The sequence below is a fragment of the Alloalcanivorax xenomutans genome, from assembly GCF_900217905.1.
Lineage (GTDB): Bacteria > Pseudomonadota > Gammaproteobacteria > Pseudomonadales > Alcanivoracaceae > Alloalcanivorax > Alloalcanivorax xenomutans.
Map to the genome: position 1 here is coordinate 144819 of NZ_OBMO01000006.1, position 22527 is coordinate 167345.

General features: G+C 60.5%; 22 protein-coding genes. 13 read left to right on the top strand and 9 right to left on the bottom strand.

Annotation, left to right across the window (positions count from 1 at the left end):
- Window positions 1-219 precede the first annotated feature (219 nt).
- Both CRO06_RS06445 and CRO06_RS06450 read left to right on the top strand, forming a co-directional pair.
- Window positions 220-2286 (top strand): TonB-dependent receptor, encoded by a 2067-nt coding sequence (locus CRO06_RS06445; protein ID WP_244902784.1) that lies wholly within the window; start codon window positions 220-222, stop codon window positions 2284-2286.
- Window positions 2286-3638, top strand: coding sequence for a PepSY-associated TM helix domain-containing protein (locus CRO06_RS06450; protein WP_097058032.1), 1353 nt, complete (start codon window positions 2286-2288; stop codon window positions 3636-3638). Before CRO06_RS06445 ends, CRO06_RS06450 begins: the two co-directional genes overlap by 1 nt.
- On the opposite strand, the gene CRO06_RS06455 is transcribed toward CRO06_RS06450, so the two are convergent.
- Window positions 3624-4109 (bottom strand): hypothetical protein, encoded by a 486-nt coding sequence (locus CRO06_RS06455; protein ID WP_097058033.1) that lies wholly within the window; start codon window positions 4107-4109, stop codon window positions 3624-3626. The genes CRO06_RS06450 and CRO06_RS06455 overlap by 15 nt on opposite strands.
- Before the next feature lie 118 nt (window positions 4110-4227).
- Here CRO06_RS06455 and CRO06_RS06460 point away from each other — a divergent pair, with 118 nt between their 5' ends.
- Window positions 4228-5817 (top strand): ABC-F family ATPase, encoded by a 1590-nt coding sequence (locus CRO06_RS06460; protein WP_014993862.1) that lies wholly within the window; start codon window positions 4228-4230, stop codon window positions 5815-5817.
- Window positions 5818-5932: 115 nt separating this feature from the next.
- On the opposite strand, the gene CRO06_RS06465 is transcribed toward CRO06_RS06460, so the two are convergent.
- Window positions 5933-6631 carry a pirin family protein gene (locus CRO06_RS06465; RefSeq protein ID WP_022996705.1) on the bottom strand — a complete coding sequence of 233 codons (699 nt, stop codon included), beginning with the start codon at window positions 6629-6631 and terminating at the stop codon, window positions 5933-5935.
- Window positions 6632-6829: 198 nt separating this feature from the next.
- Here CRO06_RS06465 and CRO06_RS06470 point away from each other — a divergent pair, with 198 nt between their 5' ends.
- The 6 genes from CRO06_RS06470 (at window position 6830) to CRO06_RS20030 (ending at window position 10839) form a co-directional block, all read left to right on the top strand.
- Window positions 6830-7282, top strand: a complete 453-nt coding sequence (locus CRO06_RS06470; protein WP_014993864.1) for an SRPBCC family protein — start codon at window positions 6830-6832, stop codon at window positions 7280-7282.
- 207 nt (window positions 7283-7489) lie between these two features.
- The gene (locus CRO06_RS06475) at window positions 7490-7927 is read left to right on the top strand and encodes a hypothetical protein (protein WP_026948979.1); all 438 of its coding nucleotides are present in this window, start codon (window positions 7490-7492) and stop codon (window positions 7925-7927) included.
- A gap of 125 nt (window positions 7928-8052) precedes the next feature.
- Window positions 8053-8826, top strand: a complete 774-nt coding sequence (locus tag CRO06_RS06480; RefSeq protein WP_097058034.1) for a type IV toxin-antitoxin system AbiEi family antitoxin — start codon at window positions 8053-8055, stop codon at window positions 8824-8826.
- Between the two features lie 302 nt (window positions 8827-9128).
- Entirely contained in the window at window positions 9129-10034 is a 906-nt protein-coding gene (locus tag CRO06_RS06485; protein WP_097058035.1) for a nucleotidyl transferase AbiEii/AbiGii toxin family protein, read from the top strand.
- A 54-nt stretch (window positions 10035-10088) separates the two neighbouring features.
- Entirely contained in the window at window positions 10089-10685 is a 597-nt protein-coding gene (locus CRO06_RS06490) for a nucleotidyltransferase domain-containing protein (protein ID WP_097058036.1), read from the top strand.
- The gene (locus CRO06_RS20030) at window positions 10663-10839 is read left to right on the top strand and encodes a hypothetical protein (protein WP_179746502.1); all 177 of its coding nucleotides are present in this window, start codon (window positions 10663-10665) and stop codon (window positions 10837-10839) included. Before CRO06_RS06490 ends, CRO06_RS20030 begins: the two co-directional genes overlap by 23 nt.
- 75 nt (window positions 10840-10914) lie before the next feature.
- Here CRO06_RS20030 and CRO06_RS20380 read toward each other — a convergent pair whose 3' ends face one another.
- The 3 genes from CRO06_RS20380 to CRO06_RS06510 form a co-directional block, all read right to left on the bottom strand.
- Window positions 10915-11133, bottom strand: a complete 219-nt coding sequence (locus CRO06_RS20380; protein ID WP_097058037.1) for a retron Se72 family effector protein — start codon at window positions 11131-11133, stop codon at window positions 10915-10917.
- 1 nt (window position 11134) lies between these two features.
- Window positions 11135-12307, bottom strand: a complete 1173-nt coding sequence (locus CRO06_RS06500) for a reverse transcriptase family protein (protein ID WP_097058038.1) — start codon at window positions 12305-12307, stop codon at window positions 11135-11137.
- Between the two features lie 417 nt (window positions 12308-12724).
- Entirely contained in the window at window positions 12725-13930 is a 1206-nt protein-coding gene (locus tag CRO06_RS06510) for an IS256 family transposase (protein ID WP_097058040.1), read from the bottom strand.
- A 205-nt stretch (window positions 13931-14135) separates the two neighbouring features.
- Between CRO06_RS06510 and CRO06_RS06515 the strand changes: the two genes are divergently transcribed.
- Window positions 14136-14375 carry a hypothetical protein gene (locus CRO06_RS06515; protein ID WP_097058041.1) on the top strand — a complete coding sequence of 80 codons (240 nt, stop codon included), beginning with the start codon at window positions 14136-14138 and terminating at the stop codon, window positions 14373-14375.
- A 44-nt stretch (window positions 14376-14419) separates the two neighbouring features.
- On the opposite strand, the gene CRO06_RS20385 is transcribed toward CRO06_RS06515, so the two are convergent.
- The 4 genes from CRO06_RS20385 to fadB form a co-directional block, all read right to left on the bottom strand.
- Entirely contained in the window at window positions 14420-14632 is a 213-nt protein-coding gene (locus tag CRO06_RS20385) for a type II toxin-antitoxin system RelE/ParE family toxin (protein WP_097058042.1), read from the bottom strand.
- Between the two features lie 80 nt (window positions 14633-14712).
- The gene (locus CRO06_RS06525; RefSeq protein WP_097058043.1) at window positions 14713-14970 is read right to left on the bottom strand and encodes a type II toxin-antitoxin system ParD family antitoxin; all 258 of its coding nucleotides are present in this window, start codon (window positions 14968-14970) and stop codon (window positions 14713-14715) included.
- A 128-nt stretch (window positions 14971-15098) separates the two neighbouring features.
- Window positions 15099-16274, bottom strand: coding sequence for an acetyl-CoA C-acyltransferase FadA (gene fadA, locus CRO06_RS06530; RefSeq protein WP_022996713.1), 1176 nt, complete (start codon window positions 16272-16274; stop codon window positions 15099-15101).
- Window positions 16275-16298: 24 nt separating this feature from the next.
- The gene (fadB, locus tag CRO06_RS06535) at window positions 16299-18446 is read right to left on the bottom strand and encodes a fatty acid oxidation complex subunit alpha FadB (RefSeq protein WP_097058044.1); all 2148 of its coding nucleotides are present in this window, start codon (window positions 18444-18446) and stop codon (window positions 16299-16301) included.
- Window positions 18447-18940: 494 nt separating this feature from the next.
- Here fadB and recJ point away from each other — a divergent pair, with 494 nt between their 5' ends.
- The 3 genes from recJ (at window position 18941) to prfB (ending at window position 22514) form a co-directional block, all read left to right on the top strand.
- A complete protein-coding gene (gene recJ, locus CRO06_RS06540; protein WP_026948976.1) occupies window positions 18941-20638 on the top strand; it encodes a single-stranded-DNA-specific exonuclease RecJ in 1698 nt (565 codons plus the stop codon).
- 365 nt (window positions 20639-21003) lie between these two features.
- Window positions 21004-21288, top strand: a complete 285-nt coding sequence (locus CRO06_RS06545; RefSeq protein WP_014993874.1) for a DUF7352 domain-containing protein — start codon at window positions 21004-21006, stop codon at window positions 21286-21288.
- A 106-nt stretch (window positions 21289-21394) separates the two neighbouring features.
- A protein-coding gene (prfB, locus tag CRO06_RS06550) for a peptide chain release factor 2 (protein WP_097058045.1) occupies window positions 21395-22514 on the top strand; the annotation gives its coding sequence in 2 pieces (ribosomal slippage) (window positions 21395-21466 and window positions 21468-22514; 1119 coding nt in all).
- Window positions 22515-22527: the final 13 nt, after the last annotated feature.

The following is a 22527-nucleotide window of genomic DNA, read 5'->3' on the forward strand; positions in this document are numbered from 1 at the left end:
CATGGCGCCGCGACAATATGCCACATTTCCTTCTGCTCCCGTACCGCTAGGCTTGCGCGCCAAAGTGTCCGCGTTCGCCTGGAGGTTTTCTTGCCGCTGCCGTTCCCTGTCTCTCCACGTTCCATCTCTTCGCGTTACGCCCTGTCCGGTTGTTTGTGCTGCGCGGCCCTGTGGCCGGGAGCGGTCTGGCCACAGCCGGAGCCCCATGCATTGGAGTCGGTGGAAGTGGGCGCGGACATCGAGGCCCAGCCCCGGCCGACCACCACTGCCGGGCGGCTGGGCCTGGAACCCCGGGAGGTTCCGGCCACCGTCAACAGCGTGGGCCGCGAGGACATCGAGCAACAAGGCCTGCGTAACCTGATCGAGCTGTACCGCAGCGCCCCCGGCGTCAGCGCCGGCAACATCCCCGGCTCGCCGGCCTCCGCGGTGATGCGCGGCCTCACCGACGTGGGTTACCTGTTCGATGGCGTGCGGGTGGCGGATCCGGGCATGGTGGCGCGCAACCTGGACACCTGGAATCTGGAGCGGGTGGAGATTCTCAAAGGACCCGCCTCGGTGCTGCACGGCACCGGCGCGCTCGCCGGCAGCATCAATCTGGTGCCGCGCAAGGCCAGCCTGGCAGGGGACAGCCGCGAAGGCATGATTTCCTACGGCAGCAATGACACCGTGCGTCTCGGCATTGGCGGCAACAAAGTAGTGAGCGACCGGCTGGCATTGCGCGCCGATCTCAGCCACGGCGAGAGCAACGGCTACATCGACGACACTTCGTCCCGCACCAACGCCCTGACCACCAGCCTGTTGTTCCAGGCCACCGAACGGCTCACCCTCAGCGCCGCCTTCGATGTCTACCAGGACCGTTACACCACCCCTTATCAGGGTGCGCCGTTGCTGCCGGCCTCGGTGGCACGGGATCCCAGTGACGTGGTGTCCGGCGGTGATCTGGTGCTGGACGAATCGATCCGCGACAACAACTACAACGTCCGTGACGGCGCCATGACCGCCGACAGCCAGTGGCTGCGCACCAAGGTGGGCTATGAACTGACGCCCGACTGGCGGCTGGTCAACGAATTGGGCCTGTACAACGCCAACCGCGACTGGGCCAACTCCGAGGATTTCACCTATAACGCTGATCCAAACAGTGGCACGGGCTTACTGGAACGCGGCACCACCCGCATCAACCACCATCACCGCTTCGCCTCCGAGCGGGCCTACGCCGCCTATGACGGTTACTGGGGCGAGCGCCGCCATCGCTTCACCGCCGGCGTGGAATACCAGTACACCGACTTCGACACCCGCCGCCGCTTCGGCACCACCACGGCGGTGGACCCGTTCAACCCGGACCGGGGCTATCTGCCGCCCAACTCGCCGGCGAACTACACCTCTTCCCGGGTTGACTACGACAGCACTGTCTCCGGCCGCGCCCTGTTTGTGGAGGACGCCCTCAACCTGACGCCGCGCTGGCTGATGGTGGCGGGGCTGCGTTACGAGTATCTGGATCTGGACCGGGGCATCGACGATCTCGACGCCGGCAGCCGAGAGACCTTCGGCCAGACTTTCGAGGATCTGTCCTGGCGGCTTGGCACCGTTTACGACCTGACCAACACCACGCAGGTGTTCCTGCAGTACAACCGGGCCTCGGCTCCGGTGGGTGGGCTGTTGCTGAGCAACGCCACCAATGCCCGTTTCGATCTGACCACCGGCCGCTCCATGGAAGCCGGGGTCCGCGGCCAGTTGTGGGATAACCGTTTGACGCTGATGACCTCGGTGTACCGCATTCGTCAGGACGACATCATCACCCGTGACCCCAACAATGCCGGCCTCTCGATCCAGGGCGGCAGCCTGGAATCCAAGGGCGTGGAAGTGGATCTGACCCTGCGCCCGCACCCGCGCTGGTGGCTGAACCTGAACGGTGCCTTCAACGACGCCGAGTACACCCGCATGACCAGCAGCAGCGGCGCCGACCAATCCGGCAACCGGCTCACCAACATGCCGGAGAAAACCTGGAATCTGAGCAGCGCCTACACCTTCGCTCCGTTGCCGGTCACCGTCGGCGGCGCGGTACGCTACACCGGCGACTTCTTCACCGGCACCGCCAACCAATACCGGGTGGCCAGCCGCACTTTGCTGGACGCCTGGGTCGGCTACCCGCTGGCCGGCGGCACCCTGACCCTGCGCGGGCGCAACCTCACCGACGAGTTCTACGCCGAATGGTCCGGCTACAGCCCCACCCAGGTGTATATCGGTGAACCGCGCACCGTGGAACTGGGCTGGACCGGCCGCTTCTGATGGCGCGCAACGGGTACGCCACGGTGTGGCGCTGGCACTTCTACGCGGGGCTGTTCACGGCCCCGTTTCTGCTGATCCTGGCGATCACCGGCGCCCTTTATCTGTTCAACGATGAACTCAACGACCTGATTTATCCGCAACTGCGTTTCGCCCCCAGCGGCGACGCCGTGCTGCCCGCCGGCGATCTGGTGGCGGTGGTGCGCGAGGCTTATCCGCGTGACACCGTCACCCGTATCGACATGCCGGTGAGCCCCGGCCGCACCGCCATGGCGTTCGTGACGCCGGAGCAGGGCGAGCCGCTGCGTGTGTTCGTCGATCCGGGGGACGGGACGATTCTGGGTGACGTCATTTATGCCCGCACTTTGGTGGGCTTCGCCGATGTCATGCACGGCTCGCTGCTGCTGGGACGCGGCGGCGACGCACTGGTGGAACTGGCCGCCAGTTGGGCGCTGGTACTGGTGATCACCGGGCTGTATCTGTGGTGGCCGCGCGGACGCCGGAGCAGGGCGTTTACGTTTGACCGGCGCACCCGGGGCCGCAAGCGCTGGCGCGAAATTCACCGGCTGGTGGGCGTGTACACGGCGGTGATGATCGTGTTCCTGATCATCACCGGTCTGCCCTGGGCGTCGTTCTGGGGCGACCGCGTGCTGAGCCCGGTGAGCAACGCCCTGGGGCTGGGTTACCCGCCGCAGCTGCGCCATCACGGCGGCGGCGAAGCATCCGCCGCGCCTGTTAAAACCATGGTGGATGCGCTGGGTGATGCGCCCTGGGCGCTGCAACAAGCGCCGCTGCCGCATGTCCACCATCATCACGGCGAGCACGGTGGTGAGCTGGATACTTCGACGGCGGCGATCAACCGTGTCCATGACATTCTTGCCGGGCAGGGGTTGCCTTACGGCTATCGGCTGTCGATTCCCTCTGACGCGGGGGATCCCTACAGCGCCTATACCTACCCGGACCGCCCCCAGGGCCAGCGTACCCTGCACGTGGACAGCGGCGGCCACCGGTTGCTGGTGAACGTGGGCTTCGACGATTACGGCGCCATCGCCAAGGCGGTGGAACTGGGCGTGGCGCTGCACATGGGCAACTACTTCGGCCGCGCCAATCAGATCGTCATGTTGCTCACCTGCGTCGCCATTGTCGCGCTGGTGATCACCGGCGTGGTGATGTGGTGGCGCCGGCGGCCCGCCGGTGGCCTCGGCGCGCCGGACTCGCCGCCGATCCGCAAACGCTATTGGCTGGCAATCACGCTGACGCTGCTGGCGCTGTTGCCGCTGGCGGGACTCAGCCTGTTGCTGGTGCTGGCATTCGAGAAAGGGATGATGACGCGGTGCCGGTCAGTGGCCGGCTAACCGGTCCTCCTTGCGGACATGGACCAGCAGGGCGTCGAAAGCGACCTTGAGCGCCTTGAAGTCCCGATAGTCCGTCACCGGCTGATGCGAAAACCAGTGAGCTTCCTGCCGTTCCCATAGGCGGCTGTCCGGCCAAATACGAAGTTCACAGGCATCGCCGATCACCACCAGATAGAAATCGCGCTGCCCGTCGGTGAAGGATATGTGTCGTGGAATGTAGGCCTCCACATTGCAGGGCAGGGTGTAATGCAATGCCTCGCTACGCCACATGATGTTGCCCATGGGCGCCTTCACCGAGCAGCCGAAGGAGTTGTGGTGGTTGTGGAGCACGCGGTTGATGTCGTCCAGGGGAAACGCTTCCCTGATCCTGGCCTGCCGTGGCCGTTCCAGCAGCCGGTCGATCCAGTCCTGTTTTTCTCCGTTCCCGGACAAGCCGCCGCAAAGGCGCTCCTCGCGGTAGTAGATGTTCATCGTGGCTGCCCTGAAGGTGTGACCCGAACCGGGCACTGTGCCATAATCGCCGCCTCTTTTCCCGCTATCGCCTTGTACATTCAGTACACCCATTCGCTCTTCGATCCGGAATCCGACCTTGCTGACCACCGCCAATATCACCATGCAGTTTGGTGCCAAACCGCTGTTTGAGAACGTCTCCGTCAAATTTGGTGACGGCAACCGCTATGGACTGATCGGCGCCAACGGCTCCGGCAAGTCCACCTTCATGAAAATTCTCGGCCGCGATCTGGAGCCGTCCGCCGGCAATGTGTCCAAGGACCCCAACGAGCGCATCGGCAAGCTGCGCCAGGACCAGTTCGCCTACGAGCAGTACTCGGTGGTGGACACGGTGATCATGGGCCACGAGGAACTGTGGAAGGTCAAGGAGGAGCGCGACGCCATCTACTCGAAAGACGAGATGAGCGAAGAGGACGGCATCCGCGCCGGTGAACTGGAAGCGGAATTCGCCGAGCTGGACGGCTACACCGCCGAGTCCCGCGCCGGCGATCTGCTCCTCGGTGTCGGTATTCCGGTGGAGCAGCATTTCGGCCCCATGAGCGAAGTGGCGCCGGGCTGGAAACTGCGTGTGCTGCTGGCCCAGGTATTGTTCTCCGACCCGGACATCATGTTGCTGGACGAGCCCACCAACAACCTGGACATCAACACCATCCGCTGGCTGGAAGACGTGCTCAACCAGCGCCAGTGCACCATGATCATCATTTCCCACGACCGCCACTTCCTCAACAGCGTGTGCACGCACATGGCGGACCTGGACTACGGTGAGCTGCGCGTCTACCCGGGCAACTACGACGAGTATATGACCGCCGCCACCCAGGCGCTGGAACGCAAGCGCGCGGACAACGCCAAGAAGAAGGCGCAGATCGCCGACCTGCAGCAGTTCGTCAGCCGCTTCTCCGCCAACGCCTCCAAATCCAAGCAGGCGACCTCGCGGGCCAAACAGATCGACAAGATCAAACTGGAGGAGATCAAACCCTCCAGCCGTCAGAACCCGTACATCGTGTTCGAGCAGGAGAAAAAGCTGTTCCGCAACGCGCTGGAAGTGAAGAGCCTGGCGAAAAGCTTCGACGAGGAATTGTTCTCCGGACTGGATCTGCGTGTGGAAGTGGGCGAGCGCATCGCCATTATCGGCCCCAACGGCGTCGGTAAATCCACCTTGCTGCGCTGCCTGGTCGGCGACCTGGAACCCAGCGCCGGCGAAGTGAAATGGTCGGAAAACGCCACCCTGGGCTATTACGCCCAGGATCACGCCGCCGACTTCGAGGAAAAGCTGAACCTGTTCGACTGGATGGCCCAATGGGGCAAACCCAGCGACGACGAGCAGGTGATTCGCGGTACCCTGGGCCGGCTGTTGTTCTCCTCCAGCGAGATCAACAAAACCGTGGACGTGATTTCCGGTGGCGAGCAGGGCCGCATGCTGTTCGGCAAGATCATGCTGCAACGGCCCAACATCCTGCTGCTCGACGAACCCACCAACCACCTGGACATGGAATCCATCGAGTCGCTCAACCTGGCGCTGGAAAACTACCCCGGCACCTTGCTGTTCGTCAGCCACGACCGCGAGTTCGTCTCCTCCCTGGCCACCCGCATCATCGAACTGACGCCCACCGGCATCGTCGACTTCCACGGCAACTACGAGGACTACCTGCGCAGCCAGGGCGTGGTCTGATCCCCGAAAGGCAACCAGAACCCGGTTGTAGGAGCCAGCCCTGCTGGCGAATGTATTATCCCGCCAGTGTTCGGCGAAATTCGTCCGCAGGGCAGGCTCCTACAGTCCGGCTACATCAAACCACATCCACCAGCACCACCTCGCTGTCCGCCTCGGCGCTGACCGTCAGCCGGGTTTCGTCGTCGATGGCGAGACCATCCCCGGCTTCCGCCAACACACCATTGACGCGCACCCGGCCCTTGGCCGGCACCAGATAGGCCTTGCGCCCCGGCGCCAGCTCGTAGACCGCCTCCTGACCGTCATTCAGCGTCGCCGCCACCACCCGGGCGTCGGCCTGGATCGGCAGCGCTCCGTCTTCCGCCGGATCCCCGCTGGCCAGGGTCACGAACCCGCCGGCCCGGTCACCCTTGGGAAACGGCTTGCTGCCCCAGGTGGGCGGCAGGCCCGTGGCGTTCGGGATGATCCAGATCTGGAAGATGCGTGTCTCGGTCTCCTCCAGGTTGTACTCGCTGTGGGTGATCCCGGTGCCCGCGGACATCACCTGCACATCGCCGGCCTCGGTGCGGCCCTTGTTGCCCAGGCTGTCCTGGTGGGTAATCGCCCCTTCGCGGACGTAGGTAATGATCTCCATGTCCCGGTGCGAATGCGGCGGGAAGCCGGTCTGCGGGGCGATGGTGTCATCGTTCCACACCCGCAGCTCGCCCCAGTGCAGACGCTCCGGATCATAATAGTTGGCGAAGGAAAAATGGTGCTTGGTATCCAGCCAGCCATGCCGGGCGCCGCCCAGTTCATTAAAGGGTCGCAGTCTGATCATAATGTCCTCCTTGGCAGGCATCGGTGCCTGACCGTTCGATGGCATCACTTTAGGATCGGTCAGGCTGATAAAAAACAGAGAAAAGTGACGGCATTGAATCGGATTATTCGATGGTTTGCTCCGGCGTGCGGTCAGTGTCGAAATGGCCGGCCGGCAGCCGACTAACCGGCATTCAGAGATCAAAAAAGGAGAACACCCATGTCCGGCAACACTGTTCGTCTGCACCGCGTCCTGCGCGGCACCCCCGACCGCGTCTACCGCGCCTTCATCGACCCGGACGCCATGGTCAAATGGCTGCCGCCCCATGGCTTCACCGGTAAGGTTTACGACATGGACGCTCGCGAAGGCGGCGGCTACCGCATGACCTTCACCAACTTCACCACCGGCAAGAGCCACGCCTTCGGCGGCCGCTTCGTGGAACTCAAACCCAACGAGCTGATCCGCTACACCGACCAGTTCGAGGACCCCAACCTGCCCGGGCAAATGCAGGTCACCGTCACCCTCAAGCAAGTGCTGTGCGGCACCGAGGTGCACATCACCCAGGAAGGCGTCCCCGAAGCCATCCCGCTGGAATTCTGTTACCAGGGCTGGCAGGAATCCCTGATCCAACTGGCGCAACTGGTGGACCCGGAAATCCCGGACGAGGGCTGAGTTGAGCAACCCGTCCGCTCGCTCCCCCTGTGGGAGCCAGCCTGCTGGCGAATTTCTTCTCCCGAGAGCCCTGATTCGCCAGCAGGGCTGGCTCCTACAGCTTCATACCAACCAGCCCCGCCGTAACTCAGCCCCGAACACCCCAATGCCTGCCCTCCCACTGGATGTGGTAGCGTTTGTGACGCGCCCGCTCACAGGAGACGCCACATGCTCGACGCACAACACCCGCCCAGCTGGAAAGAATGGCTGCAGGCCTTCATCGGCGGCTTCATTGCCACCTTGTTGTTCCATCAGGGCATCGTCGCCCTGTTCTGGCTGGCCGGCCTGATTCCGGCGGCGCCCTGGAATATGAGCCCGGTGCCGCCGTTCGGCATTCCCAAAGTCCTGTCCCTGGCATTCTGGGGTGGTGTTTGGGGGCCTCCGATATGGTGGCTGATCCGCCGCTGGCGGGGCCTGCGTCATTGGCTTGGCGCCCTGATCGCCGGCGCCATCGGCCCCACCCTGGTGGCCATGTTGGTGGTGTTTCCCCTGAAAGGTCTGGACGTCAGCGCCAACACGGTGGTGGGCGGCCTGATCGTCAACGGCGCCTGGGGATTGGGGCTGGCGGTGTGGATGCGGCTTGTGTTCGCTCGAAAAATGGTTTGAGAAAGAGGATTTTTGCGGCGAAAAGCGCCGCAAATTATTTGACTTTCAAACTTCAAGGGACAGAATGGTTTGGTGTTCTTCAAATTTGCGTCGATTTTCGCCGTAAATAGGGATGAGGGTAAACCATGAGTCTGTCTTCCCCCTCGGAATGGGCCGCCAGCCTGCCCATGGGCCAGGTGGCCACCCGCCAGTGGCTGCAAGCCCGCGGGGCGTCCCGCCATGCCCTGGACAATGCGCTGAAATCCGGGCGTCTGATCGCGCCGGCCCGTGGCCTGCTGGCGCGTCCGGGTCTGCCGGTGACCTGGGAAGGCGTGGTCGCCTCGTTGGACCGCATGATGCCAGACCCGGTCTATGTGGGCGGGCTGTCCGCGCTGGAACGGTCGGGCCTCGGCCATTACGTGACCATGGCTTCCCGGGTTCACCTGTATTCGCCCGGGCCGGCGCCGGCCTGGCTGGCGCGGCTGCCGGTCGGGGTGGACTGGGTGTGGCACGTCACCACGCGGCTGTGGGACCAACAGGCCCTGCAAGACAGCGGCAGCGTTCGCGAACAGCGCACGCCTACCCTGGAGGGCTGGCCCATGGCCTCCCCGGAACAGGCGTTTCTGGAAGTGCTGGCGGACGTCCCCGAGAGTATCAGCTTCGAACACGCGGATAATCTGATGCGCGGCCTGAGTGCCTTGTCACCACGCCGGCTGGACACCTTGCTGCACGCCTGCCGCCACGTGCGGGTAAAACGTCTTTTCTTCTTCTTCGCCGATCGCCATCCCTATCCCTGGTGCAAACGCCTGGACCCGGCGGACTACGACCTGGGCTCGGGAAAACGCAGCGTGGTCAGAGGAGGGCGGCTGGACCGCACTTACCTGATCACCGTCCCGGAAGCCTTCCATGGACAGGAATAATCCTTAGAGCCTGTTCACGATCTCTACGCCGCCGCGTTGCTGCTGGAAAAGCCGCCAGGCGGCGTCGCGGACTGCAGGCTTTGGTGGGCCAAAGGCAAAGGCCGGGGCGTCGTCTGGCGGCTTTTCCAGCGCAACCCGGAGGGCCGGGCCCCCCTGTGCCCTCCGGGTATTTTGTCGCCAGGCCGCGATTACGCTTGTTTATGTAGACTAACTACACCGCACAATCGGAATCACGGCCTGACAACAAAATGAACTCCGGCGCGGTGGTGTAGAGATCGTGAACAGGCTCTTACTACCGGCAAGTGGCGCTGCTGCTGCAAGTGCTGCCCTTTGTGTTCCGGGAATCCTGCTTCGCCCTCAAGGGCGGCACCGCCATCAATCTGTTCGTGCGCGACCTGCCACGCTTGTCCGTGGACATCGACCTGGTCTACCTGCCGGACGGTGACAGAGAGCAGGCGCTGCCGGCCATTCACCAGGCCCTGGACCGCATCGCCGACGACCTGGAACAGGGGCTGGCCGCCACCGTGACACGCAGCTACCGGCACAAAATCGACTCGCTGCATCTCACCGTGGAACGGAACAACACCGCCATCAAAGTGGAGCTGTCCCCGGTGATGCGAGGCACGGTTTTCCCCGTCGTGAACCGCGAAGTGGTGGCGACCGTGGAGGACGAATTCGGCTTCGCCGAAGTCCCGGTGGTGGCGCTGGCGGATCTCTACGCCGGCAAACTCTGCGCCGCCTTCGACCGCCAGCATCCAAGAGACCTGTTCGATGTCATGCTGCTGCTTGAAAACGAGGGCATCGCCGATCAACTGCGCAAAGCGTTTCTGGTCTATCTGATCAGCCACCCCCGCCCGATGGACGAACTGCTGCAACCGCATTGGCGGCCCATGCGCGACGTCTTCGCCGGCGAGTTCAGCGGCATGACACTGCGCCCGGTCACCCTGGAGGAATTAAGAAAAGCCGGAACCCAGGCCTTGAACCAGCTCCTTGCACAACTGACCGACCCGGAAAAACGCTTTCTCTGCAGCCTCTACCAAGGACCTCCGGATTGGGCTGCGCTGGGCATCAGCGGCATCGAGAAGCTGCCGGCGGTGCAATGGAAGGTGCGCAATATCGAAAAGATGACGCAAGAAAAGCGGCGCGGCGCGCTGATGGCGTTGCGGCGTGTGCTTTCGATGGGGGAGCCTTGGGAGGACGTGACTTGACGATACCCATTTTGGGGATGATAGTACCCAAAATGGGTCTTAAAGAGGCATGCAATGGCTCTGACACTGGGCGATGCCCTGTTTACCAAAACACAGCAGCGCGTGCTGGGCCTTTTCTTCAGCGTGCCCGACGCGCGCTTCTACACCAACGACATCCTGCGCCGGCTCGAAATGGGGCGGGGCACCGTGTTGCGTGAACTCGATAAACTGGCCCAGGCGGGCATCCTGTCGCGGACCCGTGAAGGCAATCAAAACTACTATCAGGCCAACACGGACTCCCCGGTGTACCCGGAGTTGCTGGCGATTGTCCGTAAAACCTTCGGTGTTGCCGAGGTATTGCGCGGAGCTTTGCAACCGATTGAAGATCGGCTGGTGCTGGCGTTCGTATATGGATCGCTGGCCAAAGGGACGGAAGATAAGAACAGTGATATTGATCTGATGCTGGTGGGGCAGGATCTGGCCTACAGCGAGGTTATGAACTGCCTGCTGCCACTGGAGTCTGAACTGATGCGACCGGTCAATCCCTCCATCTATACACCGGAGGAGTTGAATCAGAAGCGGAAGCAGGGGAACAGTTTTATAGAACGGGTTATGGAACAACCTAAATTATGGGTGAAGGGAAGCGACGATGACATGGACGGCATTGGATAATCTGGTGAAAACCGGCGGCCTTAAACAGGAACCGCCCGACCAACAAGAATTCGATGGCATGGTGCAAGCCGCCCGGCGGCGCCTTCAGGATGCGCATATCAGCGGACTGTCGGGCTTATCGATTGAGACTCTGACGTTTGTATCTTATGAATGAGTAGATAAGAGGGCCTAGTGTGGGTCAATGCTCGCCCCCAGTTTCTACCTGAATTCGCTGATTGTGAATAGTCTACTAGTAAAGAGAACCTGTTTTTTTGATATTGAAAGCTCTTGGTCCTTTGGGCATTAATCTGACTTCGAATTCTACGATGTCTCCGACCGATAAAATTCGGTCATCGCCATTGACTTCGTCGTACATAAAGAACACATCTTTTCCCTTGTCGCGCCTAATAAATCCGAAGCCTTTGAATCTGTCAAAAGTGGTTACAGTTCCAGTGTCGTGGTTAGGCATACTAAATCCAGTAGTCTTTATGTGTTGGTAGATCGCCGAAGTGCTTAAGAAGCTGTCTTCTAAGGTTGGAAGACAGCCCTTTGTCGCTTCGTGAGAGTATTCCAAGCATATATATACACTTGTTAATTCTCTTTAGTACGCCAAATCTCTCTTTAGCATTCCGTTCCAAATGTAGTAGTTTTTTGCAGTCAAGTATTAGCTTTTTTTTCGAGCTTTCATCAAGTATGGGGAGTATCTTCTTTAATCTCGTTCTAAGCTGTTTATGTTGAGAGTGGCCCAATTGCTTAAGTTTGGCTACCTGCCCGGAGGTCTTATTCCAGAGCTGGTGATAATGTTCGGATGATGGGGATTTTGCATATTCTTTCTCGCAAATATACACGAGATGGCGCGTGTGATGCCTTTCCTTTTTGGGTATTTTGGGATTTTTGTGTTCTACCCATAACCCTGTAACCTTAAAGTTTGGATTGCTTCCTTTTAACTCGTTTTTTGTTTTCTTGTTATTTAGGCGTAATCCATTCTTTTTAAAAATTGAACAAACTAGCCGTATATGTTCTGAAGCTTCGTCCCTTGAGAGGTGTTTTCTGGAAGATAGAGTGACGTCATCGAGTAGTCTTGAGTAACTAATCCCCTTGCTTTTCAATTCTGAAAAAATTCGATACTCGGAATTGAAAAAAACAAGGTTGGCAATGTAGCTTGAAGTACATGCTCCTTGGGGAACTTTGTTTCCTAGTGTAACTAGCTTGGTGAGAAGTTCAGAAGTTTCATCTGAAAACTTGAAAAAATACAAAAAAATTTCTTTAACTTTTTCTGGTCGAATATTGTCGTAAAAATTTTTTATATCAAGCGATAGTATGTGGTTTGATCCCGCATGAATTCCCGCGTTATCTACGTAACTTCGTCGATTTTCAAGGTCGCGAATTCCACCTTGTAAATAGGTTGGGTATTCAACTTTTTCTAGAATCTTTTGGTTTATATTTTTTTGGATTCTTTTTAATTCGTACTTGGGGTCGTAGACGGTCCGAATTTTTCCATTCTTTGAAGTTATTTGAAACTCTGTATAAGAGTCAGTAGTCTTGCTGGCAATGTCTACGAGCAAAGAGGGGTGAATTCCCAGTGTTTTAGCTAGAGACTGAATGGAAGAGATTCCATTATGAGGGTAGTAGGGTTTATCCATGCCTTTATATTCTTGTCGTTTGCAAGGAAAGCAAAAAAGAAGGGGATCTGTTATCCAATCACACCCATACCAAAGAAAGATAGGATGGTCCTGATAATAACCCAAGCTGATAATGCTGAAATACCAGTCATTACCGTGAAGCTTGTATCTAGCATAGTTTGCTTGTCAGCTGGCCACCCTTCTAAGGGATGGTCGCTCGAGCTCTTTTTACAAAACGTTAGGCTGATCTTAATTTTGAAATACATTAATAAATGCATTCGAGTTCTCCTTTTTAGTTGTGATGATGCTGAATTGCACCACCGCCAGACCAAGGAGTGATCAGAAGGAATATTCTTACTAGTGCTAGATAGATCCCCAACCTTTACGCCAGACAACCGTCGGGAGGGTGTTCAAAACTCTGTGTCACCCGCATCAGTGTTACAGGCTGATGTGATTTTCCAGGCGCCCCGGGAAGTGGATCGCCATCTGTGAGAGGGTCAGATTCCAGTTCTGCACCGGGTGGGTCCAGCGCTCGGAGGCCTTGAGTATACCGGCGTAGAGCAGCTTGAGTAAGCTGTTCTCGTTGGCGAAGCCACCCTTGGTCTTGGTCAGTTTGCGGAACTGGCGGTGAACGGCCTCGACGGCGTTAGTGGTGTAGATGGCGGTGCGTACATAATCCGGGTACTTGAAGTAAGCCGACAAGGTGGGCCACTTGTCGCGCCAGGATTTAATCACCATGGGGTATTTCTCCCCCCATTTGACTTCTAACTCATCCAGGGCGATTTCGGCGGCATTGAGCGTCGCCGCTTTATAGACCGGCTTCAGATCGGCCATGAAGGCCTTTTGGTTTTTGGAGGCGACGTATTTCATGGAGTTGCGGATCTGGTGGATGACGCAGTGCTGGATCTCGGTGTTCGGGTAGATCGATTCGATGGCTTCGGGGAAGCCTTTGAGACCGTCCACGCAGGCAATCAAGATATCTTTGACACCCCGGTTGTGGAGGTCAGTGAGTACGCTCAGCCAATGATGAGCGCCTTCCTGGTCCGAGAGATAGAGGCCGAGCAGCTCTTTCCTGCCTTCGATGTTCAGTCCTAGAAGTGTGTAGATGGCTTTGCTGACATAGCGGCCATTTTCTTTGATTTTGTAGTGAATGGCGTCAAGCCAGACGATAGGATAAATGGGCTCCAGGTCGCGCTCCCGCCAGGCCTGCAACTCGGGCAGCAGTTTGTCGGTGACCGCGCTGATTGTGCCGTTGGAGAGGGACAGGCCGTACAGATCGGCAATGTGGGTACGGATGTCCTGATAGCTGTTGCCCAGGGCAAACAGGGCGAGGACCTTGCGCTCCAGTTCGTCGGTGAGATGGGTTTGGTGCTTCTTGACGATCTGAGGCTCGAAGGTGCCCGCCCGGTCTCGTGGGGCTTCCAGTTCAAAGCCGCCAGTGGATGCCTTGACGGTCTTGCGGCTGGTGCCGTTCTTGCGGTTGGGGGCGTCTTCCTGGGCAAGGTGAGCGTCCAGTTCGGCCTGCATGGCGGCTTCGGTGAGCTGCTTGATCAGGGGTGTCAGGACACCGTCCTTGCCGGTTAGATCCTTGCCCTCACGCAGGGCCTGAAGGGCAGCGTCGATATCGAACGTCGGTTTGGTCATTGGTCATTCCTTTTTTTGCAGTCTAAAGAAATGACACAGAATTCTGAACACTACCACCGTCGGCGGACTTCTCGGGAGTTTGTGGCGCGTTTACCATGCGTTTCCGAAGCCCAAGAGCACGCCCTGATCGCCGGTCATGACCCCAAAGGGGTCGCCGTAAGGCATCGATTTCCTTTTTTTTCCAAACATTTTGTTTTAAAGAGCGATGCAACCGGACGAAATCCATCCGTTGGAAGACAGGCTATTGTATATGGTTTTCCTTGTCAAAGTGATTCAAGAGGTTGATCGCTTAATGATCAAACGTGGTGGCGAAGATAGAAAGTCGGAGGAGCTAGGGGCCTGTTTTTTTGTTCTGCCCTTGTTGGTAGTCGGAGCGGGCGCCGGAGCAGCCCTGGGCGATGGCGCTGTCGTTGAGTTTGATGTAGTCGATGTCGTCAATGGTTAGGCCGGCGCGGGCCTAACCGCGAAGGAAGCAGACTAATGATCTGCTCACAGGTGTCGCGTAACGTCCTGTCTGGCGTGAAGAATTCGAATGACTTGCAATTCTTGCTGGTGAATTCGATAGAAAAGGATATGGCTGGTAACGGAAGCGCTGTATATGTTGGGGGATAGTTCAGGGCGTGCCTTGCCGGTCTTCGGTTGCCGGAGCAGTTGCCAGAGTTTGGCTTTGAGCGAGTTCGTGTACTCGTCCGATCTGGTCATGCCCCAATGGCGCGATCCGTATTAGTGGATGGAGCGCAAATCCTCGCGGGTGGAGGGCGAGAAGATCAGAGCAAGCGTTATCAGGTCTTGATGTCGTCAAACAGGCGGCCGAGTCCGGCCTTGCTGTCAATGCGAATGCCTTGGCCCTGGTTCAATGGCAGGATGCCTTCTTGAAGCTGTTCGCGTAGCCGAGCCAGTTTGAGTTCGTTGATCCATTCCTCGTGGGTTTCCACGAACCGCAGGGCTTCCCGGACCACCTCACTGGCGTTGTTGTATAAGCCGCTGTCCACTTTGGCTTTGATGCGGGCTTCGAGTTCGGGGGTTAGTGAGACGTGCATGCCCACTCTCCTGAGGATGAGGGTTTGTTGGATACTAGTCCTGCTACATAGAGATTGAGATGAAAAAAGCCCCAACGGTAAACCCGCCGGGGCTTTTGGGCTGTTGGCAACGGTGGAAGAGAGGGCGATTAAACCCGCTCAATCACCGTAGCAATCCCCTGACCCAAGCCAATGCACATGGTCGCCAGGCCGAGTTGGCCGTCTTTCCATTCCATGACGTTGAGCAGGGTGCCGGTGATGCGGGCACCGGAGCAGCCCAGGGGGTGGCCCAGGGCGATGGCGCCGCCGTTGAGGTTGACCTTCTCTTCGACTTTGTCGAGCAACTTCAGGTCCTTCAGTACCGGCAGGGATTGCGCGGCGAAGGCTTCGTTGAGTTCGACGTAGTCGATGTCGTCGATGGTCAGGCCGGCGCGGGCCAGGGCTTTCTGGGTGGCCGGTACCGGGCCGTAGCCCATGATGGCGGCGTCGCAGCCGGCCACGGCCATGCTGCGGATCTTGGCGCGCGGTTTCAGGCCCATGGCCTGGGCTTGTTCGGCGCTCATCACCAGCATGGCGGAGGCGCCGTCGGACAGCGCCGAGGAGGTGCCGGCGGTGACGGTGCCGCTGACCGGGTCGAACACCGGGCGCAGTTTGGCCATGTCCTCGATGCTGGCGTTGGGACGGATCACTTCGTCGATTTCGCACAGCACTTTGTGGCCGTCGGCGTCGTGGCCTTCGATCGGCACGATTTCGTTTTTCCAGCGGCCTTGTTCGGTGGCTTCCCAGGCTTTCTGGTGGGAGCGCACGCCGAACTCGTCCTGCTGTTCACGGGTGATGCCGTGCATGCGGCCGAGCATTTCCGCGGTCAGGCCCATCATGTTGGAGGCCTTGGCGGTGACCTTGGACAGTTCCGGGTTGAGGTCCACGCCGTGGTCCATGGCCACATGGCCCATGTGCTCCACGCCGCCGATCACGAACACTTCGCCGTTGCCGGTCTGGATCGCCTGGGCCGCGGAGTGCAGCGCCTGCATGGAGGAGCCGCACAGGCGGTTCACGGTTTGCGCCGCGGTGGTGCGGGGCAGGCCGGCCAGCATGGCGATGTTGCGGGCGATGTTCATGCCCTGTTCCTTGGTCTGGTTCACACAGCCCCAGATCACGTCCTCGGTTTTGCTCAGGTCCCAGCCCGGGTTACGGGCTTGCAGCGCTTCCACCAGCAGGGCGGACAGTTTTTCCGCGCGAACGTTGCGGTACTGGCCGTTTCTGCTTTTCCCCATGGGGGTACGGACAGCGTCGACAATGACTACGTCTTTCGGATTCAAACTCATAAATAAATCTCCTCTGCCCGTGCCTTACGCGAAGAAGGACTCGCCCTTGGCGGCCTTGTCCTTGAGCATTTGCGGCGCTTCATAAAGGGCGCCCAGGTGTGCGTACTTGTCGCACAGGTCGGCGAATGCCTTGGTACCGATGCTGTCGATGTAGCGCAGCGGACCACCACGGAACGGCGGGAAGCCGATGCCGTAGATCATCGCCATGTCCGCTTCGGCGGCGGAGCCGACGATGTTGTCTTCCAGACAGCGGACGGTTTCGGTGCACATCGGGATCATCATGCGGGCGATGATCTCTTCGGCGTCGAATTCCTTGCGCTCGGCGGCCATCGGTTTGAGCAGCTCGTAGCTGCCTTCGTCGGCCACTTTCTTCGGTTTGCCCTTCTTGTCCTGCTCGTAACGGTAGAAGCCAATGCCGTTCTTCTGGCCGTAGCGCTCGTTCTCGAACATGATTTCGGTGGGGTCCTTGAAGTCGTGCTGCATGCGGTCCGGGAAGCCTTCCGCCATCACTTTGGCGGCGTGCACGCCGGTGTCGATGCCGACCACGTCGAGCAGGTAGGCCGGGCCCATGGGCCAGCCGAATTTCTGCATCACTTTATCCACTTGCTGGAAGTCGGCGCCGTCGCGTACCAGCATGCCGAAGCCGGCGAAGTACGGGAACAGCACGCGGTTCACCAGGAACCCGGGGCAGTCGTTGACGACGATCGGGTTCTTGCCCATTTTCTGGGCGTAGGCGACCAGGGTGGCGATGGTTTCGTCGGAGGTTTTCTCACCACGGATCACTTCCACCAGGGGCATCATGTGCACCGGGTTGAAGAAGTGCATGCCGCCGAAGTTTTCCGGTTTTTTCAGCGCTTCCGCCAGCTTGGTGATGGAGATGGTGGAGGTGTTGGAGGCCAGAATGGTGCCGTCCGCCACTTTCTCTTCCACTTCCGCCAGCACGGCTTGTTTCACCTTGGTGTTTTCCACCACGGCTTCGACGATCACGTTGACGTTTTCAAAGTCGCCGTAGTTGAGGGTCGGGCGAATGGAGGAGAGCACCTTGCCCATCTTGGCGGCGTCCATCTTGCCTTTGGCGACGCGCTTGGCGAGCAGCTTGGAGGCTTCGTTCATGCCCAGGTCCAGCGCCTTGTCGGCGATGTCCTTCATGATGATCGGGGTGCCTTTGAGGGCGGACTGGAAGGCGATGCCGCCGCCCATGATGCCGGCGCCCAGTACCGCGGCCTGCTGGATGTCCTTGGCGGTCTTGGCGACCTTGCCGTTGACCTTCTTCACTTGCTGGTCGGCCAGGAACAGGCCCACCAGGGCGGTGGCTTGCGGGGTCTTGGCCACTTTGGCGAAGCCCTGGGCTTCCACGTCCAGTGCTTCCTCGCGCTTCATGCCGGCGGCTTTCTGCATCACCTTCACGGCTTCCACCGGCGCCGGGTAGTTCTTGCCGGCCTGCTGCATGACCATGGCGGTGCAGGTCTGGAACGCCATCATGTTTTCCATCGGCGGCAGCTTCAGCGGCTCCAGTTTTTCCTGGCGCTTGGCGCGGAAGTCGATCTTGCCGGCCAGGCATTGCTTGACCAGATCGATGGCGGCGTTGTGCAGGTCGTCGTGCTTGACCACCGCGTCCACCACGCCGTCCTTCAAGGCTTTTTCCGGTTTCTGCTGGGCGCCGGTGGCGATCCACTCAACGGCGTTGTCCACGCCCACCAGGCGCGGCATGCGCACGGTGCCGCCGAAGGCCGGGAAGATGCCGAGTTTCACTTCCGGCAGGCCGATCTGCGCCTGTTCGCTCATCACCCGGAAGTCGCACACCAGGCACATTTCCAGGCCGCCGCCCATGGCGAAGCCGTTGATCGCGACCACCTTGGGAATGTCCAGATCCTCGAAGGCGCTGAAGATGTTGTTGGCCTCGCGGGACCATTTGGCGATCTCCGCTTCTTCCTGGGCGAACATTTCGGTGAATTCGGTGATGTCCGCGCCAACGATGAACACCTTCTTGCCGGAGGTGACGATCAGACCCTTGATCTGGTCACTGCCCTTGATGGCGTCGATGGCTTTCTGGAAGTCTTCCAGGGTGGCCCGGTTGAACTTGTTGACGGACTCGCCCTGAAGGTCGAACTTCAGCTCGGCGATGCCGTCGTCAAGCAGTTGTACGCTTACGGCGTTGCCTTGATAGATCATAAGATTGCTCTCCAGTCCCAAAGTCCGCGGCGTGTCGCCGCATTTGGTGAGCCTGCTTCCGCCTCCGTGGAGGCCCGTGTGCCAGCACGTGAGTAAACACTCACATGAATGGCGAAACCATGAATCCGGATGCCGTACCAGATGGTGCGTGGCAGGCGAGTTCCAAAGTGCGCCCGATGTTCTCGGGTCGCGCCGCGCCAGGCCGGGGCCTGGTCCAGCGACACGGGGGCGTCGGGCGCGCTTTGGGGCCGCCTGATGCGTGCCAAGCATGGGCATCTCTGTGCCACTTATTAACACCTCCAGCGACGAAATGTCCTGAAGCCCCGGATTAAATCGTCATTCCGCGTGCTGGTACGGTATCCGGATTGGGCGCCAAGTATAAGAAAGCGGGCGCGGTTTATTTAGCCCCTTTTGTGACTTTATGGTCGGAGGCGGCCGCGCCTTCGACCCTGTATACTCAGCCCCCGCTTCAAATTGATGAAAGGTTGTCCGCCGTGGTCCGTGCTTTCCCCACCATTCGCCGCCGTCATGTGGAAATCCCCGCCGGGCTGGCCGAGGTGCCGCCGTTGCTGGCACGAATCCTGGCGGCGCGGGGTATGAGCGGCGCCGAGGAGCTGGACCTGAGCCTGAACCGCCTGCCGCACCCGCGTCAATTCGGTGGTCTGGAGCAGGCGGTGGCGCTGCTGCTGCAAGCGCGGCGCGAGCATTGGCGGGTGTGCGTGGTGGGCGATTACGATGCCGATGGCGCCACCGCCACCGCCGTGATGGTAAAGGGCCTGCAACAGCTCGGCTTCGTCCGTCCCGACTATTTGGTGCCGGACCGCTTCGAGTACGGTTACGGTCTGTCGCCGGCCATTGTCGACCTGGCCCGGGAGCGTTACCAGCCGGATTTGTTGATCACCGTGGATAACGGCATCGCCAGTATCGATGGCGTGGCGGCGGCCCGCGCCGCCGGTTTGCGGGTGCTGATCACCGACCACCATTTGCCTGGCGACACGCTTCCCGACGCCGACGCCATTCTCAACCCCCGTCTGTGCGAGGAGGGCTTTCCCGCCGCCAACCTGGCCGGCGTCGGCGTGGCCTTCTATGTGTTGATGGCGTTGCAGAGCGCGCTGGAGCTGCGCGGCCGGGTGGTGGATTTGCTCGATCTGGTGGCGCTGGGCACGGTGGCGGACGTGGTGGTGCTGGACGGTGCCAACCGCATTCTGGTGGAGCAGGGGCTGCGCCGTCTGCGTGCCGGCCAGGGTTCACCGGGGGTGCGCGCGCTGCTGCGGGTGGCGGGCCGCGATCCCGCGCGAGTCGTGGCCGCCGATCTGGGCTTCGCCGCCGGGCCGCGCCTCAACGCCGCCGGGCGTCTCTCGGACATGAGCCACGGCATCGAATGTCTGCTGGCGGAGAGCGACGCCGAAGCCGAACGCCACGCCCAGGAACTGGACACCATCAACCGCGAGCGGCGCGGCATCGAGCAGGGCATGCGCGAGGCCGCCATGGCCGAGGTGGCGCGGCTCACCGGGCCGACCCCGCCGGCGCTGTGCCTGCACGGCGACGACTGGCACGAAGGGGTGGTGGGCATTCTCGCCTCGCGGGTCAAGGAGGCGCTGAACCGGCCGGTGATCGCCTTTGCTCCGGCCCGGCAGCAGGGGCTGCTGAAGGGCTCCGGCCGGTCCATTCCCGGCCTGCATCTGCGTGATGTGCTGGACGCGGTGGCCACCGGCCATCCTGGTTTACTGCATAAGTTCGGCGGTCACGCCATGGCCGCCGGGCTGACCCTGGAGCGCCGCCATCTGGCCGAATTCACCACGGCGTTCCAGGCAGCGGTGGCGGCCCAGGCCGACGAGGACGTGTTCCTGGACGTGATCGACACCGACGGCGAACTGGGCGAGCGGGACATCACCCTGGCCAACGCCGAACTGCTCAGCCACCGTTTTCCCTGGGGGCAGGGCTTCCCGCCACCGCGTTTCGACGGTGTGTTCGAGGTGCTCAATCACCGGGTGGTGGGCGAGCGTCACCTCAAACTGACTCTGGGGTTGCCGGACGTGGGCGCGGCGGTGGACGGTATTTTCTTCAATGCGCCGGTGGCGGATCTGCCCTCCCGGATCCAGCGGGTGGAAGGTGTCTACCGGCTGGAAGTCAACGAATTCCGCGGCCAGCGCAATCCGCAGTTGTTGTTTGAGTATTTGCAGGTGGTGTGAGGGAGGAACAAACGCGGCCCTCGGGCCAGTGGTGCCCCATGATTGTGGGACACCCGCCGCCACGCCGATTCGCCGCCAGGGCGGCTCCCACAGCCGCTTCGTAGCCGTCCTTGTGGGAGCGGCCCTGGCGGCGATACAGCCGTGAACCACGAACCGCGATGTGTTTCGCTCGCCCTCCCGCATATTAGGTGTCTCGCCCCGGGGACTTTGCTAGCATTGCTTTTCGCGCCTGCCCGCGCCTCGACGATTTCGCGCCCCGCCGCTCTTGCGGCCTGGCGCTGACGCCGGCCCAAAAGGCCGGATTGACCATCCCCCCGGCGGCTATCGCCATCCCGGGGAGCTGCGACCCTTAACGGAGGGGAGACATGAAAACAATTCACAAGCATCGCCTGGATATTTCGAGCCAGGTGCAGGAGCTGCGTTTGCCCGAGGACGGTACCGTCCTGCGCGTGGACTACGTGGCCCAGGAAGCTCTGATTTATATGTGGGTGGAAGTGGACGCCGACACCGTCATCGACACGCCGAAGGAAACCCGGCGCTTCAAGGTGTTCGCCACCGGCAGCGGCATTCCCGACAACGCCCGCTACATTGGCACCACCCTGGATACCCTCAAACCGGAGGCGTATCACGTCTTCGAACTGAAAGATTAGCGCCGTCTTCGCCATCCGGCCGGGCAGGCCCCTCGTCAGTGGCGGCGCAAACCGCTAAAATCGCCGCCTTTCCCCATTCATTTGAGACGATTCGAGTAGACGCCTTATGGAAGTCAATCCGCTGCGTACGCACCTTGCCGACCTGTCCGAGCGCGTGGAAGCGCTTAGGGGGTATCTTTGACTACGCTGTAAAAAGCGAGCGACTGGTCGAAGTAGAAAGGGAACTGGCCACCCCGGACGTGTGGAACGAACCGGAGCGGGCCCAGGCCCTGGGCAAGGAGCGGGCGCAACTGGAGCTGGTGGTGAAGACCCTCGATGAGGCCGGCCAAGGCGTCATCGACACCGGCGACCTGCTGGAACTGGCGGTGGAAGAGGGCGATGAAGACACCGTCCAGGAAGTGGAAGCGGACCTGGAGCGGCTCGAACGGCTGGTGGCGGATCTGGAATTCCGCCGCATGTTCTCCGGCGAAATGGACGCCAACAACGCCTACCTGGATATTCAGGCCGGATCCGGCGGCACCGAAGCCCAGGACTGGGCGGAAATGCTGCTGCGCATGTACCTGCGCTGGGGCGAGGCCCACGGTTTCAAGACCTCCCTGGAGGAAGCCTCCGCCGGCGACGTGGCCGGTATCAAATCCGCCACCGTGCGTTTCGAAGGGCCCTACGCCTACGGCTGGCTGCGGACCGAGACCGGCGTGCACCGTCTGGTGCGCAAGAGCCCGTTCGACTCCGGCGGCCGCCGCCATACCTCGTTCACCTCGGTGTTCGTGGCACCGGAAGTGGATGACAACATCGACATCGAGATCGACCCGGGCAAGCTGCGCACCGACACCTATCGCGCCTCCGGCGCCGGTGGTCAGCACGTTAACCGGACCGACTCCGCGGTACGTCTGACCTATGTGTTCACCGATCCGGATACCGGCCAGGAACACACCGTGGTGACCCAGTGCCAGTCCGAGCGCAGCCAGCACCAGAACCGGGACAAGGCCACCAAGATGCTGATGGCCAAGCTCTACGAACTGGAAATGCAGAAACGCAACTCGGCCAAGCAGGCACAGGAAAACGCCAAGTCGGATATCGGCTGGGGCAGCCAGATCCGTTCCTATGTGCTGGACGACGGCCGCATCAAGGATCTGCGCACCAACGTGGAAAGCCACAATACCCAGCAGGTCCTGGACGGTGATCTGGACCGCTTTATCGAAGCGTCCCTTAAAAGCGGGTTGTAAAGAAAGACGCGGC